Source organism: Amycolatopsis sp. PSD-21 (assembly GCF_055561455.1).
The window spans coordinates 1,169,408-1,184,630 of sequence record NZ_CM145712.1; the positions used below are offsets into that span (position 1 = coordinate 1,169,408).

Sequence of the window (15,223 nt, forward strand, 5' to 3'; positions counted from 1 at the left end):
GTACATGAAGGCCCCCTTCCTTGCGCCTAGGTACAGGAAGGGGGCCTTCATGTACCCGGGTCGGCCGCGAGTGATAGCAAAGGTCCCTTGCTCCCTTCCTGGGGATCCCCTCGAAAAGTGTCGGTGGGGGTGCGTAGCGTTGCGCGCGGGGTGATCCGATGGAGCAGATTGGTTTCGACTTCGGCGTCGAAGCGCCGCGCAAGCTGACGAAGGTCTCGCCCGCGCGCCTCGCGACGTTCGAAGATTGCCCGCGCCGCTACCGCATGGCATATCTCGACCGCCCGTCCCCGGTACGCACCGGCGCGTGGGCGCACAGCACGCTGGGTGCGGTGGTGCACAACGCTTTGCGGGCGCTGTTCGACCTGCCGGTGATCAAGCGCGTGCCGCAGCGGGCGATGGCGCTCGTCGCCGAACACTGGAAGGACGCCGGGTTCGAAGACGCCGACCAGGCCGCCCGGTATCGCGCCAGGGCCAAGGCCTGGGTCGCGGAGTACGTCGAGCACAACGACGTCAGCGTCGATCCCGTCGGGCTGGAGCGCTGGGTTTCGGCGCCGGTCACGCTAGAGCCGGGCAGCGGGCCCAGCCTCATCATCGAGGGCCGCGCGGACCGGATCGACCAGCGCGGCCGGGAACTGGTGATCATCGACTACAAGACCGGCCGCCGCGCGCCGGACGAGTACGAGGCGCGCTCGTCGCAGGCCTTGGCGCTGTACGCGGTCGCGGCCGCCAGGACGCTGCGGACGCCGTGCTACCAGGTCGAGCTGCACCACGTGCCCACCGGAACCATCGCGGCCGCCGAGCACACCGAGGAGAGCCTGAAGCGGCATCTCCAACGCGCCGACGAGACCGCCGGGGACCTGAGGCTGGCAGCGGATACCCTGGACGCCGGCGGCGACGAGGACGTGTTGTTCCCGGCGCGCCCTGGCCGTCGTTGCTCATGGTGCGACTTCCGGCCCAGTTGCGCGGCAGGCCAGGAGGCCGGGCCCGCGGCTCAGCCGTGGGAGTTGCTGGCGCCCTAGATTCTCGAAACCCGACGATTGGACAGACGAGGACGTGTCGTCACCGGACACCGAAGAGCTCGCGACCATTCCGCCCGCGGACGAGCCCGTGACGCCCGGAAGCGGCCGGTTCTGGCGTGGGCTGACCGGATCGCTCGCGGCCGGGATGGCCGTGCTGGCGGTGTGCGTCGTCGCGATCGCCTCGGTCTGCCTGTTCACCGGCGCGCCGGGGCCGGGTCTCCTGATGCTGATCGGCCACCCGGTCGCGGCGGTCGTCGCTTTGCTGGCACAACGCGTCGCCGACTCGCGTGACGGCCGCGCCGCGGGCGGCGCCGGTCTCGTGGTCGTGGTGAGCGTGACGGCCGCGCTGAGCCTGTTCTGGTGGAGCTGACCCGGCAGGAAGGTGTCATTGACCGGAAAAGGCGTCCTGTCCCTGCGAAAATGTGGCTCACTGGGCATGTCGTGGATGAACACGCTGCCCCGCAGCGAGGACGAAGGGCACTGTCGATGACCTACCCACCCCAGCCCGGCCAGCCCGACCACGGTCAGGGCGGGCAGCAGTACCCAGGGCAGCAGCCGGGGCAGCCGTATCCCGAGCAGCAGCAGTACCCAGGGCAACAGCAGCAGTACCCGGGCCAGCCGCAGTACCAGCAGGGCGGCTACGACCAGAGCGGCGCGTACCCGCAGCAGCAGTACCCCCAGCAGCAGTACCCCGGCTACGGTCAGCAGCAGTACGGCCAGGGCTTCGGCGGGCCGCCCGCGCCCCCGAAGAACAACAAGACCGGTCTGATCGTGGGTATCGCCGCCGCTGCCGTCGTGGTGCTCACGCTGGGTATCACCGGGTTCGTCGCGCCCGGGTTCTTCCTCAGTGACGACAAGGCCGAGAAGGCGTCCGGCCCGGAAGGCACCGCGCAGGCGATCATCGACGGCATCAACGCCCACGACAGGGCCGCGCTGACGGCGCTGAAGTGCGGGAGCGCCGAGAAGGACATCGACCAGATCATCGAGCGGGTCAACGAAGCCTCGGACGCTTCGCTCGGCCCGGTCACCAAGATCTCCGAGACCAAGTACACGGTCGCCGTCACGCTGACCGTCGCGGGGCGGCCGGGCACCGCCACCGGCACGCTCGCCAGCGAAGGCGGCAAGTGGTGCTGGAAGGAAGTCAGCAGGCTGCGTACTTCCAGGACTTCGACGACTCGCTGACGGCCGGCGGGAGCAAGGGACCTTTGCTACCGCCCGCCGGTCACTTGAGGGCGACGAGGGTGGGGCCGCGCTGCTCCAGCAGCACCGGCCCGACCGAGGAAAGCGTCACTGGGCCGGTGTAGCCGCGCCGGTCCACGCCGACGGTGCGGATCGTGGCGCCGGTCGTCTCGTCGAGCACGGCGAGCCCGCCCTGGATCGGCACGACCAGCTGTTCCCCGAAGGTCACCCCGGGGCCGGTGGAGTTGTTCAGCGTCCAGCGCGGCGTGAGGTCGTCCCGTGAGAACGCCATGGTCTTCGAGCCGGTGAACCAGTACACGCCCTGCGCGGTCCACGAGGTCGTCATGACGCCGCCCACCGGATCCGGCGTGATCTCCGCTTCGGGCAGGTCGAGCGGGTACGCCGACTTCTGCAGGCCGTCGCCGCCGTAGATGACCAGCAATTTCTGCTCGGGCAGCACGATCAGCGCGAGATCGCCGGACATCGCGACGACCTTCGCGTTCTTGCCGGCGAGGACGGTGCTGTAGTCGACCTTCGGGTCGTCGGCTTCGTCGTTGGTCGCGCGGTAGACGGTGAAGCGGTCGGCCGGGTCGCCGGGGCAGCGCTCGATCACGCCGATCTTGCCCGCCGCGGCGGCCACCGTGCCGTAGGTGCAGCCGGTCCTCGGCTGCTTGTTCGGGTTCACGATGGCGGGGACCTGGCCGTATTCCATGCTCTTGACCAGGTCGTCGCGCCAGGTGTTCAGGAGCTTCTTGCCGGTCGTGGTGACGTGCGATCCGTCGACGACCAGCCTGGTGCCGAGTTCGGCGTCGCCGTTGCGCTGCGCCGTGCGGCGCCCGGTGCCCGCGTCGAGCTGGGTGACCTCGCTGCAGCCGGTTTCCTTGCGGTACACCGCGTCCACCTTGATCCCGGCGAGCGCGACGGTGCACAGTTCGAGATCGCGCGAGTAGCGCCACCGGACCTCGCCGGTGTACGGGTCCCGGCCGAGGACCTCGCCCTTGTCCGCGGTGACGACGCTGTTGGCTTCGCCGATCGGGACCGGAGTCGCCGAACTCGGCGCCTGCCACAGTTCGCTCAGGGAGCCGGGAACCTCCGCCGGCGCGGGCGGGAGCCCTGGCGGCAGGGTGGTGGCGACCTGCGCGACCGTCGCCGCGTTGTCGCTGGTCACGCCGATGACGAGGCCGGTGACCGCGACGACCACGACGATCGCCGCGGCGATCACGCGATCCCGCGGGCGGTTCCACGGCGAGCGACGGGCGCGTTTCCCGCCCAGCGGCGGCTCGCCGGCCACCGGCTGGGCGGGATCGGCGTCCAGCACGTCTTCCGTGCCGATCGCGTTTTCGGCCGTCTCCGGCTCGCTGCCGTCCGGTTGCCCGGGATCGGCGGGCACGGGCCGCGCCGGTTCGTCGTCCGGCGCGGCGTCCCAGCGTTCGCTCACGTGCCCCTAGCTCCCCATGTCCGCAGTATGAAAGCTCAGTCTGCCGACGCAGGTGTATCAGAAGTCGCCGACGGACGGCGACGGCGGCGTCGGCGAGCCGGACGCTCGGCGCTGTCGCCCGCCTCCTTCTCGACCGCCGGGCCGCTGACCTCCGGGCTCGGCTTGGCGGCGCCACGGCTGCGACGGCGGGTCCGCGTGCGGCCCTCCGAAGAGGACTCAGAGGACTCAGTGGCTTCGCCCGCGGTCCCTTCCGCGGAAGCGCTGGCGGCAGCGTCGGCGGCCTCGATCTTGGCGGCCGCGTCGGCGCCGCCACGGGTCCGCTTGCGCGGCGCGCGGTTGCGCTTGCGGGGCGCTTCTTCGTCCTTCGCCGGACCCTGGCCACGGCCGCGGCGCTTACCGCCCAGATCTTCTTCGACCTCGGCCGAAAGACCGGCGCGGGTCCGCTTCGACAGCGGGAGACGCCCGGTGGTGCCCTCGGGGATGCCGAGGTCGCTGAACAGGTGCTTCGACGACGAGTACGTCTCGGCGGGCTCGGGCATGTCGAGCCCGAGGATGTCCGAGATCATCTTCCAGCGCGGCTCCTCGTCCCAGTCGACGAGGGTGATCGCGACGCCGGTGCGCCCGGCGCGGCCGGTGCGGCCGATCCGGTGGACGTAGGTCTTCTCGTCCTCCGGTGTCTGGTAGTTGATCACGTGCGTGACGTCGTCGATGTCGATACCGCGGGCGGCGACGTCGGTGGCGACCAGCACGTCGACCTTGCCGGCGCGGAACGCGCGCAGCGCCTGCTCACGGGCACCCTGGCCGAGGTCACCGTGCACGGCGGCGGCCGCGAAGCCGCGCTCGACGAGCTCGTCGGCGACCTTCTGCGCGGTGCGCTTGGTGCGGGTGAAGATCATCGTCAGGCCACGGCCTTCGGCCTGCAGCGCGCGGGCGATCAGCTCGGGCTTGTCCATCGAGTGCGCCCGGTAGACGAACTGGGTGGTGCGCTCGTGGATGGCGCCGGCGTCGTTCTCCTCGGCGCGGATATGCGTCGGCTGGGTGAGGAACGTGCGGGCCAGCGTGATGATCGGGCCCGGCATGGTCGCCGAGAACAGCATCGTCTGACGCTTGTCCGGGACCATCCGCAGGATGCGCTCGATGTCGGGCAGGAAGCCGAGGTCGAGCATCTCGTCGGCCTCGTCCAGCACCAGCCCGCGGACCTTGCCCAGCACCAGGTGCTTCTGCTCGGCCAGGTCCAGCAGGCGGCCGGGGGTGCCGATGACGACGTCGACGCCGTTGCGGAGCGCCGCGATCTGCGGCTCGTAGGGGCGGCCACCGTAGATGGCCAGCGTGCGGATGCCGAGGTGCTTGCCCGCACCCTTGAGGTCGTTCGCGACCTGGATGCACAGCTCACGGGTCGGCACGACGACCAGCACCTGCGGGGTGCCGTCGCCGGGGACCTCGACGCGGTGCAGCAGCGGGACGCCGAAGCCCAGCGTCTTGCCCATGCCCGTGCGGGCCTGGCCGATCAGGTCGTCGCCCGCCATGGCCAGCGGCAGCGTGAGGGCCTGGATGGCGAAGGTGCGCTCGATCCCGGCCTCGCTCAGCGCCTTCACGATCTCGGGCTTGACCCCGAAGGAAGCGAAGGTGGGGGCCTCGGGTTCCACCGGTGCGCCCGCCTGCAGCGGGTGCGACACGTCGAGCGCCGCCGGGCCCGATTCGCTGTGCTCCAGCGCGACGGCCTCCGGCACTCCGGTGGTGGTGTTCTCAACAGTTGTGGGTTCGTTCGTGGTCAGGGTGCTCGCCTCTCTCGTGACCAGCGCGCACTGCCCTGGTCACCGATCGACACTCGACCACGAAAATTCGCTCGGGCTCCGCGCTACTGGCGCTGGAGCGGCCCTTCGTGGGAATGCCGCAGGATGGCGTGCACGCACATCATTCTTGTGCTGACCAGGGCCGCACCGGCTGTCCTTCAGCCGCAGCAGCGTCCCGATCCGGGACGGATGATCCGTCGTATCCGGCGGCCAGTCTACCTGATCTGCGGTTTTCGGATAGTCCCCGCCGCGCCGGAGGTGGGAAGGCTCTCTTTCCGGCCGGAACTCCCCGGCGCGCCGGGGAGGGTGGGATCGGTCTCTTCACCACCCCGAAGGTGTGTTCGGCGATACCCTTTCCGCCGTGACGGAGGCAAAGCAGATCAGTGAGGGCGTAGTCGATTTGCTCGGCGTACTCGCCTATGGGGAATTGTCCGCATTCGATCGCATGGCCGAGGACGCGCGCACCGCGCCGACGCTGGCCGGCCGGGCCGCGCTGGCCTCCATGGCGGCCGCCGAGATCGGGCACTACGACCTGCTCGCCAAGCATCTGGCGGGGCACGGCGTCGCGATCGAGGACGCGATGCGGCCGTTCGTCGGGCACATCGATGCTTGGCACGCCTCCACGGCGCCGCGCTCCTGGCTCGAGTCCCTGGTGAAGGCCTACGTCGGAGACGGGCTCGCGGCGGATCTCTACCGCGAGATGGCCAGCTGGCTCGATCCCGAGACCAAGGACCTGGTGCTCACCGTGCTCGCCGACACGGGGCATTCCGCGTTCGCCGAGCGCGAAGTCGCGGCCGGTATCGAGGCCGACCCGAAGGCGCGGGACAAGCTCGCGCTGTGGGGCCGCCGTCTGCTGGGCGAGGCGTTGACGCAGGCCCAGTACGTCGTCGCCGAGCGGGACGGGCTCGCCGAGCTGATCGTCGAGGGTTCCGGTGACCTTTCGGGAATCGCCGCGCTGTTCCGCCGGTTGCAGCAGGGGCACACCAAGCGCATGCAGGTGCTGGGCCTCGGCTGAGGTCACTTCGGCTAGCCTTGGCGCACCAGTAAATTTCGAACTTTCAAGCGGAGGTCCCACGTGGAGGTCAAGATCGGCATCAAGGACACGCCGCGGGAGCTCGTGGTGTCCAGCAGCCAGTCGCCCGACGAGGTCGAGGAACTGGTCGCGAACGCCTTGAGGGCCGGCGACGGGATCTTCCGCCTCGACGACGAAAAGGGCCGTAAGTACATCGTGCCCACCGACCGGATCGCCTACGTCGAGATCGCGCCGTCGGATGTTCGCAAGGTCGGCTTCGCTGTTGGTGGCTAACCCGATCGGGTTGTAGTCGGATGTCACAGTGGCGTCACCGCTGCGTCTCAGCCAGCTCTCAGATTTGATCGTCACGCTAAGGCGGGGACGGCAGGGGGCTAGCCGAGAAATGAGGTGGACGGCGTCACTGTGATGGACCGCGCGCTGCTCGACGGCGTGCGCACAGTTCCCGAACAAGGCAAACGGGTCGCTGGGCGGCTGACCGGTATCGACGTCGCCCGCGGCCTGGCCGTACTCGGCATGTACGCGGTGCATGTCGGCCCCGATCCCGCCAAAGGCGGCGTCGGGGTGCTGTTCAAACCGTTCGAAGGTCATTCCGCCGCGTTGTTCGCGGTGCTGGCCGGGGTCTCGATCGCGCTGATGTCCGGCGGCCGCCGTCCCAAACAGGGCCGCGACCGGACCCGCGTCGCGCTCAAACTGGCGACCCGCGCCCCGCTCCTGGTGGCGCTGGGGCTCTGGCTGACCAGCCTCGAGACCGGCTACATGGTGATCCTGGCCTACTACGGGGCCTGCTTCCTCTTCGCGATCCCGTGGCTGCGCGCGGGCGCGAAGGCGCTGGCGATCGCGGCGGTCGTCGTCGCCGTGGCGGGCCCGCTGCTCTCGCATCTGATCAGGGCGCAACTGCTGCCCCGCGACCTGCTCTTCTTCGCGCCGGACCTGACCGCGGACGACATCACGTCGACCGGGCTGCTGAAGGCCGCGACCGTGCTCGTCCTGACCGGGACCTTTCCCGCGTTGACGCTGATGGCGTACGTGTTCGCCGGGATGGCGATCGGGCGGATGGACCTGACCTCGCGCAGCGTGTGCCGTCGGCTGTTCTTCGGCGGATCGGCGCTCGCGGTGGGCGGGTACGTCGTGTCCTGGATCGCGACCGGGCCGCTCGGCGGCATGCAGGCCGTGTACCGCTCGCTGGAACCGGCCGCCGCGCAGATGGGCATGACGCCGCCGGAATTCCTGCGGCTCCACCAGACCTGGATCCACGGCACCCCGCCGACCACCAGCTGGGCCTGGGAACTACTGCCGACGGGGACCTCGTACACGCCGTTCGACCTGCTGATCTCGATCGGGATCGCGGCGGCGGTGATCGGTGGCTGCCAGCTGCTGATGCCGAAGTTCGAACGCGTGCTGCGGCCGCTTTCGGATCTGGGCGGGCGGGTGTTGAGCGCGTACGTGCTGCATTTCGTGGCGATCGCGCTGCTGTGGGACGAGAGCGACGGCGACTCGATCTTCAGCGTGCTGCATTTCGTCGAGTTCTCGGTGGTCGCGCTGACCGCGGCGGTGCTGTGGCGGAAGTTCATCGGGCGCGGGCCGCTGGAATGGGCGATGAACAAGCTGTCGAGCTGGCCGAAGTACGTGGTGCCGCGGAGCCGGGTGCCCGCTCAGCGGCAGGGCTGAATTCCCCGGTGACGCGTGAAGGCCCCCTTCCCTCGGCTCAGCCGAGGGAAGGGGGCCTTCACGCGCTTGAGGGGTCAGGCGTTGAGTTCGTTCAGTTCTTCGAGGCTGGTCGGCACGTGGAAGGGCGGCGTGCTGGTGCCCATGATGCGGTAGCGGTCCCACGGGTCCGGGTCGGAGAGCTCGCCCTTCGCGCTGTACTCGCCCGCGCGGATCTCGACGGCGGTCTTCTTGCCGCCGGCGGCCGCGGACACCTGCTCGTTGGTGGCGACCCGGCCGTACCAGCGGTAATACCCGTCAATGGGCTGGAAGTAGCCCCGCAGTTCCACCGTGGCCGCGATCTCGGTCCCGTCGATCACGAGGACCGCTTCGCCGGCGTAACCGTCTTCGTCGTGCTCGCTCATTTCGCCTCCGATTCCTTCCGCATCTGGACGACCTTGTTCTCTTCGAGCGGCAGGTTCGGGTCGATGACGATGCCCTGCTGCCGGGAGAGGCCGTCGATCGCGGCCCAGATGATCTGCGTCAGGTACTCGACGACGCTGTCGCGGCCCATCGAGCGCCGGTCCAGCCACCATTCGCCGGTGCTCTGCACCATGCCGACGATGCCGTGCGCCCACGGTTCGGCGGCGCCGGAGTCCATGTTGAACATCCGCATGTAGTCGCCGAGCAGCGCGGTCAGCGCGGTGGCGATCAGTTCCTTGTCCTCGGCGACGACGTCGGCCTTGACGACCACCTTCTCCTGAAGGCCGCCGCGTGCGAGCAGGCGGTACAGGTTCGGGTGCTCCTCGATGACGCTGAAGAACGCGTCGAGCGCCATCCGGATCCGGGGGACCGGGGCGAGTTCGGAGTTGATGGCCGGGATCAGCCGCTGGAAGAGGATCTCCGTGCCGCGCTGCCCGAGCGCGACGTACAGATCCGCTTTGTCGTCGAAGTGCCGGTACAGCACAGGTTTCGTGACGCCCGCTTCGGCGGCGACGTCCTCCATGCCGAGGTCCGGCCCGTGGGTGTCGAGTGCGCGCAGGGCGGCCTCGACGAACTCCGCGCGGCGCGCGATCCGGTGCTTGCGCCAGCGGTCGCGACGGGCATCACCCGTGTCGGCCTCACCCGCTGTGGGGTGCTTGCTCGACTGCTTGCTGTTGCGCTTGACACGTTCGATCACCCAAGTCATGCTACCAGAGGTAACTGTTACCACGAGTTACAGATAGGGGTGTGTCGGCAATGACGCGGGCGCTGAAGGAAACAGACCGGGAGAAGACGGCCGAGCGGCTGCTCAAGTCCTCCGCGAACAAGTTCTACGATCCCGACGTCGACATCGACTGGAACGCCCCGCTCGTCGACGGGAAGCGCTTCATCCCGGCCCACCGTTCTTCGCTCTACGGCACGAAGTTGTGGGACTCGCTGTCCGAAGAGCAGCGCATCGAACTCGGCAAGCACGAGGTCGCGAGCGTCGCCACGACGGGGCTGTGGTTCGAAATCCTCCTGATGCAGATGCTGCTCAAGGAGGTCTATGAAGAGGACCCGACCAGCTCGCACGCCCAGTACGCGTTGACCGAGATCGCGGACGAATGCCGTCACTCGACGATGTTCGCGCGGATGGCCTCGCGGATCGGCTGCCCGAACTACGGGCCGGTGCCGTGGTTGCGGAGGCTGGCGAAACTGATGCCGACGATCAGCTACGGCCCCGCGCGCTACGGCGCGATCCTCGTCGCCGAAGAGGTCCTCGACCGGCTTCAGCGCGAGCAGATGAACGACCCGGACATCCAGCCGCTGGTGCGCATGGTCAACCGGATCCACGTACTCGAAGAGGCCCGGCATGTCACCTTCGCCCGCGAAGAGGTGACACGCGGGATGGCGAAACTGTCGAAGAAGGAAATCCTCTACCAGCAGTTCATCATCGCGCTCATTTCGTATTTCGTGACGCGGGCCTTCATCAACCCGAACGTCTACAAGGCCGTCGGCATCCGTCCGCGCGACGGCGTCGAAGCCGCGCTGAACAACCCCCACTGGCGCGAAAGCATCCAGTGGGCAGGCGAGAAGATCATGCCGTTCCTGCAGGAATCCGGTCTGGTCGGCAAGCCGGGCATGTACTTCTGGCGCAAGTCCTTCCTGCTGCCGGGGAAGCGATGAGGAGCGTCAAGCAGCGCGACGCCGTGTCGTGGGACCCGTCGAGGGAACATCGGTTCGTGACTGGCGACGGCACCGCGCTCCACGTCGAGACGAGCGGCCCCGCCGACTCCGAACTCACGCTGGTGCTCGTGCACGGCTGGACCCAGGACCACCGGACCTGGGACGGCGTGGTCTCGCGGCTCGGCGACTCCGTCCGGACCCTGCGCTACGACCTGCGCGGCCACGGCGGTTCCGCGCCGGCGAAACCGGGCACTGCCACGATCGCCACCCTCGCCGACGACCTCGCCGAGCTGATCGAGGACCGCGTTCCGAACGGTCCGATCGTGCTCGCGGGGCACTCCATGGGCGGCATGACGATCATGGAACTTTCCCGCAGGCATCCCGATCTCGTGGCCCGGCGCGTGGCAGGGGTCGCGTTCGTCGCCACATCGTCCGGTGAGATGGACCGGATCACCCTCGGCCTGCCGGGGATCGCGGGCAGCGGCGCGGCGAGGTTCGAACGGAGGCTCGCGAAGCTGCTCGCGAAGAACCGCCGTGACGCCTTGCCGTTGCCGCTGTCGGTGGTGCGGCCGGGCGCCAGGTTGCTCGTCTTCGGGCGCCGGCCCTCGCGAGCCGACGTGGACTCGGTCGCCGAACAGCTGCTGTGCGCGCATCCGGCGAGCGTCGCGGGTTTCCAGGATGCGATCTCTCAGCACGACTGCCGCGTCACGCTGGCCGCGCTGCAGGGCAAACCGGTGGTCGTGCTCGCGGGGGAGCGGGACCGGCTCTGCCCGCCGCCGCACGCCAAGGTCATCGCCGACGAGCTGCCGGAGGCGGAGTTCGTGCGCTATCCGGGCGCCGGGCACATGCTCCCGCAGGAACGGGCGCAAGAGGTTTCGGATCGCATCGCCGCCCTCGTCCGCCGCGCCGCGAGGGTCTGAAGGGGGGAGCAAGGGACCTTTGCTACCGCTTCTCTCGACATTGAGACAAGTGGGAGCAAAGGTCCCTTGCTCTCTTTCCACAGGTCAGGGCTCCGGGCGGCCTGGCTGGTCACGTCGCGAAAGCCACTTTCGGGACATCAGGCGTCGCGAAAGTGGCTTTCGCGACGTGGGACGCGGCGAGGCGGTAGCAAAGGTCCCTTGCTCCCTTCAGAGGTTGGTGTAGCCGTGCTCCAAGAGCCGGACGCCGGTCTCCCGGTAGGCGTCCTGGTCGTCGACGGCCAGGGTGGCCAGCCCGTCGACGTACCGGTTGAACATGCAGAACGCGGCCGCGATCAGCACCGTGTCGTGGATTTCGACGTCCGTCGCGCCCTCCGCGCGAGCCACCTCGATCAGGTCTTCTCCCACGGCTTTCCCGCTTTCGCGGACGGCGAGCGCGACGTGCAGGAGCGCCTTCACCTTCGGCGGCACGGGCGCGCCGTCGACGTCCTTCCAAGCCGCTTCGACGACGGGCATGCCGCCTTCGAGCGCTTCGGCGGCGACAGCGGCGTGGCTGCGTGAGCAGAACGTGCAGTCGTTGCCGCGCGAGACGACCGCGCCGATCAGTTCGCGCTCGCCCACGCTGAGGCTGCTCGGGCCGCGCAGCAGGACCTCGGCGAGCTGCCCGAGCGGCGCGGCCGTCTCCGGCCGGTAGGCGAACAAGGCGGTGATGCCGGGAAGGTTTTCGTCGAGCGCGATATGGGGCATGGTGACTCCTCGCGGATCGGCAACGCGGTCGTTCGATTCATAGCCGAAACCCGGCTCGGCGCGCTGCCGCTGGATTGCTCGACAAGGGGTGCGAGGGGGAATGGTGATCATCAGGGTCCGGGGGCGCGCGCTTCCCGATGGCGAGTATGTCGATTTGTACGCCGATGGCGACCGCTGGACGTCCGATCCGGTCCCGGGCGCGGAGCTGGTGGCCGAGGGCTGGCTTCTGCCGGGGCTCGTCGACGCCCACACCCATCCCGGAGCCGAAGAGCCCGGTGACCCGATGGACGAGGAGATCCTGCGCGCCGACCTGCACCGCCACGTCGACGCCGGGGTCACGATGATCCGTTCGCCAGGGCTGCCCGGTGAGCCGCCCGAGTGGTTCGGCGCCGAACCAGGCCTGCCCCGAGCGGTGCACGCCGGTCCGTGGATCGCCCAGCACGGCGAGTTCTTCGACGGCTGGGGCCGCCGCGCCACGCACGCGGAGCTCCCCGCGCTCGCCGCGGAGCAGGCGAAACGCACCGGCTGGGCCAAGGTCATCGCCGACTGGCAGAACGGGGACGACGCCGTGCCGTCCGACGTCCTGACCGCGGTCGCCGAGGCCGTGCACGCGGTGGGTGGTCGTCTCGCGGTGCACTCGCAACACGCCGCCGGCGGGGAGGCCGCGGTGGCCGCCGGCGTCGATTCCGTCGAACACGGAATGTGGCTGGATCCCGCCTACCTGCCGGACATGGCGGCCCGCGGCACCGCGCTCACACCGACGCTTTCGGTTTTCCAGGCGGGGCTGGAAAGAGTGCGGAACCGTGAGGACACCCCGCGGAAACGCTGGTTCGCCAGCGGGGTGGAGGCGCATCCCGCGCTGGTCGTGGCGGCGGCCGAGGCCGGCGTGAAGATCCTCGCCGGCACCGATTCCCGGCCGCATGGCCGGGTCGGCGACGAGATCCGCGCGCTGGCGGAAGCGGGGCTGCGAACGCACGACGCGCTCGCCGCGGGCTCGTGGGCCGCGCGCGAGTACCTGGGGTTGCCGGGGCTCGCACCGGGGGCGCCCGCCGACGCCGTCGTCTACGCGGAGGATCCGCGCGAAGACCTCGGACAGCTGGAGCATCCCGTCGCGGTAATTCTGCGAGGCGTCCGCGTCAGGTGAGCTAACGTGATCTCATCGACTGGGGAGTTGAAACGATGAAACAGCGTGGATCGATACTGTCCGTCTTCACCCTCACCCTCGCCGTGGTCCTCGGCGCGGCCCTGCTCACGAACCTCGGCGGTGAGACCACCGAAGCCGGCGGCGATGCCGAGTTCGCCGGGGCCGGCCGTGTCGTCATCCGTGACGCCGCCATGGTGATCACGATGGATCCCAGCCTCGGCGAAGGACCGCTCGGCGCCCTCGCCGACGCCGACGTCGTGCTTGAGGGCACCAAGATCAAGCAGGTCGGCAAGGACCTCGACGCGGGCTCGGCGAAAGTCGTCGACGGCCGCGGCAAGATCGTGCTGCCCGGCTTCGTCGACCTGCACAACCACCTGTGGCAGTCGCTCATCCGCGGCTGCGCGGCCGACAAGGAACTCATCGGCTGGCTCGGCAAATGCGTCATCCCGTTGTACCGCGCGCCCGTGACCGACGCAGACGCCTACGCGGGCACGAAACTCGCCGCGGCGGACGTCGTCTCGACCGGCATCACCACGGTCACCGACTGGTCGCACGCGTTCAACACCGACTTCGCCAAGGGCGGTCTCCGCGCGCTCGGCGAGTCGAAGCTGCGGTTCCTCTACTCCTACAACGGCACCACCGATCCCGCGCTGCAGAACGAAATCCGTCGCGTGAAGCGTGAGGTCATCGACCCGAACCCGTTGGCGCGCCTGCAGATCGGCACGCATCCGTCCACGGGGAACTTCCCGAGCGTCGAGGCCTCGGAGAAGCTCGCCCGCGAACTCGGCGTCTCGCTGAACGTGCATCTGCTCGAATCGAAGGCCGACCTGACCGCGGGGCAGATGGACGCGCTCCGGCGGGCGAACGCGCTGCACCCCGGGCTGGTGGCGAACCACGTCATCCAGACCACCGACGCCGATCTCGACGAGCTCGCGGCCGCCGGCGTCAGCGTGGCGCACAACCCGCTGTCGAACATGCGGCTCGCGTCGGGGGTGATCCGGCTGCCGGAGATGAAGAAACGGAACATGAAGGTCGGGCTCGGCCTCGACGGCGGCACCAACGACACGAGCGACATGTTCAACGTGATGCGCGCGGCCGTCGGTCTCCAGCGGGCGACCACGACGGATCCGGCGGTCTACCCGACCACCGCGGACGTCCTGCGCATGGCGACCCTCGGCGGTGCGGAAGCGCTAGGGATGGACAAGGAGATCGGGTCACTGACGCCGGGCAAACGGGCGGACCTCCAGGTGGTCGACGCCCAGGCGGTCAACTTCGCGCCGAAGGTGGACTGGGTGAATCAGCTGGTCTTCAACACCCAGCCCGCGAACGTCTCGTGGGTGTTCGTCGACGGCCGCGCCCTCAAGCGCGAAGGACGCGTTGTCGGTATCGACACCGCGAAGGTCGTCGCCGATGCCCAGGTCGCCGCCGACCGCCTGAAGAAGCTCCTACCCCAGTGACCCCACGCATTTCGTCCTCTGAATGCGGTAGTTGCACGCGCAAGGAAGGCATTCAGAGGACGAAATGCGGGCCGGGGTCAGTGCTGCAGGGGGAAGCCACCGCCGATGCCCCGCCAGGCGAGGTTGGCGGTGAGGGCGACGGCCTCTTCGCGGCTCATCGACTTGTGGTGCGCCAGCCAGAACCGCGCGCTGACCTGCGAGAGGCCCACGAGGCCGACGGCGAGCAGCCGGGCCTTGTCCTCGTCGAGGCCCGCGTCGGCGGTGATGGTCTCGGTGATCGCGTCGACGCTGGCCGACGTCGCCCGGTCCACCGCCTCCTGCACGGCGGGCTCGCCGCGGAGGTCGGACTCGAAGACCATGCGGAACGCGCCGGCGTCGTTGTTGACGAAGTCGAAGAACGCGCCGACGGTCGCCGGCACGCGCTGCTTGTTGTCCGTCGTGGAGTCGAGCGCGTCCTTGACCCGCCGCACCAGTTCGTCGACGTGGCTCTCCAGCAGCGCGATGTAGAGGTCGAGCTTGCCGGGGAAATGCTGATAGAGGACCGGCTTGCTGACTCCGGCCTCTTCGGCGATCTCGTCCATCGCGGCGGCGTGGTATCCGTTCGCGGCGAACACCCGCTGCGCGGCGGCCAGCAGCTGGGCGCGGCGTTCCGTTCTGGGCAGGCGAACACCTCGGGCCTGCAGTCGCGCCATGTCTGTCATCGT

The 15,223-nt window shown here is 69.3% G+C and carries 16 protein-coding genes; 10 read left to right on the plus strand and 6 right to left on the minus strand.

What is annotated here, in order from left to right; all coding sequences use genetic code 11:
* Window positions 1-158 precede the first annotated feature (158 nt).
* From ACZ1DY_RS06090 to ACZ1DY_RS06100, 3 genes are all read left to right on the plus strand, one after another.
* Window positions 159-1,019 carry a RecB family exonuclease gene (locus ACZ1DY_RS06090; protein ID WP_126736335.1) on the plus strand — a complete coding sequence of 287 codons (861 nt, stop codon included), beginning with the start codon at window positions 159-161 and terminating at the stop codon, window positions 1,017-1,019.
* A 34-nt stretch (window positions 1,020-1,053) separates the two neighbouring features.
* Entirely contained in the window at window positions 1,054-1,389 is a 336-nt protein-coding gene (locus tag ACZ1DY_RS06095; protein ID WP_126736334.1) for a hypothetical protein, read from the plus strand.
* 116 nt (window positions 1,390-1,505) lie between these two features.
* Window positions 1,506-2,201, plus strand: coding sequence for a hypothetical protein (locus tag ACZ1DY_RS06100; protein ID WP_257489032.1), 696 nt, complete (start codon window positions 1,506-1,508; stop codon window positions 2,199-2,201).
* A 40-nt stretch (window positions 2,202-2,241) separates the two neighbouring features.
* On the opposite strand, the gene ACZ1DY_RS06105 is transcribed toward ACZ1DY_RS06100, so the two are convergent.
* Window positions 2,242-3,636 (minus strand): Rv3212 family protein, encoded by a 1,395-nt coding sequence (locus tag ACZ1DY_RS06105; protein ID WP_465483824.1) that lies wholly within the window; start codon window positions 3,634-3,636, stop codon window positions 2,242-2,244.
* A 35-nt stretch (window positions 3,637-3,671) separates the two neighbouring features.
* Window positions 3,672-5,282 carry a DEAD/DEAH box helicase gene (locus ACZ1DY_RS06110; protein ID WP_465485834.1) on the minus strand — a complete coding sequence of 537 codons (1,611 nt, stop codon included), beginning with the start codon at window positions 5,280-5,282 and terminating at the stop codon, window positions 3,672-3,674.
* A 508-nt stretch (window positions 5,283-5,790) separates the two neighbouring features.
* On the opposite strand from ACZ1DY_RS06110, the gene ACZ1DY_RS06115 reads away from it, so the two are divergent.
* The 3 genes from ACZ1DY_RS06115 (at window position 5,791) to ACZ1DY_RS06125 (ending at window position 8,130) form a co-directional block, all read left to right on the plus strand.
* Window positions 5,791-6,444, plus strand: a complete 654-nt coding sequence (locus ACZ1DY_RS06115) for a ferritin-like fold-containing protein (RefSeq protein ID WP_191256953.1) — start codon at window positions 5,791-5,793, stop codon at window positions 6,442-6,444.
* A gap of 60 nt (window positions 6,445-6,504) precedes the next feature.
* Window positions 6,505-6,735 carry a DUF3107 domain-containing protein gene (locus ACZ1DY_RS06120; RefSeq protein ID WP_005167610.1) on the plus strand — a complete coding sequence of 77 codons (231 nt, stop codon included), beginning with the start codon at window positions 6,505-6,507 and terminating at the stop codon, window positions 6,733-6,735.
* Between the two features lie 114 nt (window positions 6,736-6,849).
* Window positions 6,850-8,130: a heparan-alpha-glucosaminide N-acetyltransferase domain-containing protein gene (locus ACZ1DY_RS06125; RefSeq protein ID WP_257489030.1), complete on the plus strand. Its 1,281-nt coding sequence runs from the start codon at window positions 6,850-6,852 to the stop codon at window positions 8,128-8,130.
* A 74-nt stretch (window positions 8,131-8,204) separates the two neighbouring features.
* Here the strand turns inward: ACZ1DY_RS06125 and ACZ1DY_RS06130 are convergent, their stop codons facing one another.
* Window positions 8,205-8,531: a DUF4873 domain-containing protein gene (locus ACZ1DY_RS06130; RefSeq protein ID WP_126736330.1), complete on the minus strand. Its 327-nt coding sequence runs from the start codon at window positions 8,529-8,531 to the stop codon at window positions 8,205-8,207.
* Window positions 8,528-9,295: a TetR/AcrR family transcriptional regulator gene (locus ACZ1DY_RS06135; RefSeq protein ID WP_125680280.1), complete on the minus strand. Its 768-nt coding sequence runs from the start codon at window positions 9,293-9,295 to the stop codon at window positions 8,528-8,530. The genes ACZ1DY_RS06130 and ACZ1DY_RS06135 overlap by 4 nt, the downstream gene beginning before the upstream one ends.
* 50 nt (window positions 9,296-9,345) lie before the next feature.
* Between ACZ1DY_RS06135 and ACZ1DY_RS06140 the strand changes: the two genes are divergently transcribed.
* Window positions 9,346-10,254, plus strand: a complete 909-nt coding sequence (locus ACZ1DY_RS06140; RefSeq protein ID WP_185927314.1) for an AurF N-oxygenase family protein — start codon at window positions 9,346-9,348, stop codon at window positions 10,252-10,254.
* Window positions 10,251-11,174, plus strand: a complete 924-nt coding sequence (locus ACZ1DY_RS06145) for an alpha/beta fold hydrolase (protein ID WP_465483825.1) — start codon at window positions 10,251-10,253, stop codon at window positions 11,172-11,174. The genes ACZ1DY_RS06140 and ACZ1DY_RS06145 overlap by 4 nt, the downstream gene beginning before the upstream one ends.
* A 207-nt stretch (window positions 11,175-11,381) precedes the next feature.
* Here ACZ1DY_RS06145 and ACZ1DY_RS06150 read toward each other — a convergent pair whose 3' ends face one another.
* A complete protein-coding gene (locus ACZ1DY_RS06150) occupies window positions 11,382-11,918 on the minus strand; it encodes a carboxymuconolactone decarboxylase family protein (RefSeq protein ID WP_465483826.1) in 537 nt (178 codons plus the stop codon).
* Between the two features lie 100 nt (window positions 11,919-12,018).
* On the opposite strand from ACZ1DY_RS06150, the gene ACZ1DY_RS06155 reads away from it, so the two are divergent.
* Both ACZ1DY_RS06155 and ACZ1DY_RS06160 read left to right on the plus strand, forming a co-directional pair.
* On the plus strand, window positions 12,019-13,062 hold the full coding sequence (locus ACZ1DY_RS06155; protein ID WP_465483827.1) for an amidohydrolase family protein: 1,044 nt from the start codon (window positions 12,019-12,021) through the stop codon (window positions 13,060-13,062).
* A gap of 35 nt (window positions 13,063-13,097) precedes the next feature.
* Window positions 13,098-14,519: an amidohydrolase family protein gene (locus ACZ1DY_RS06160; protein ID WP_465483828.1), complete on the plus strand. Its 1,422-nt coding sequence runs from the start codon at window positions 13,098-13,100 to the stop codon at window positions 14,517-14,519.
* 77 nt (window positions 14,520-14,596) lie between these two features.
* On the opposite strand, the gene ACZ1DY_RS06165 is transcribed toward ACZ1DY_RS06160, so the two are convergent.
* Entirely contained in the window at window positions 14,597-15,220 is a 624-nt protein-coding gene (locus ACZ1DY_RS06165; RefSeq protein ID WP_125680286.1) for a TetR/AcrR family transcriptional regulator, read from the minus strand.
* Window positions 15,221-15,223: the final 3 nt, after the last annotated feature.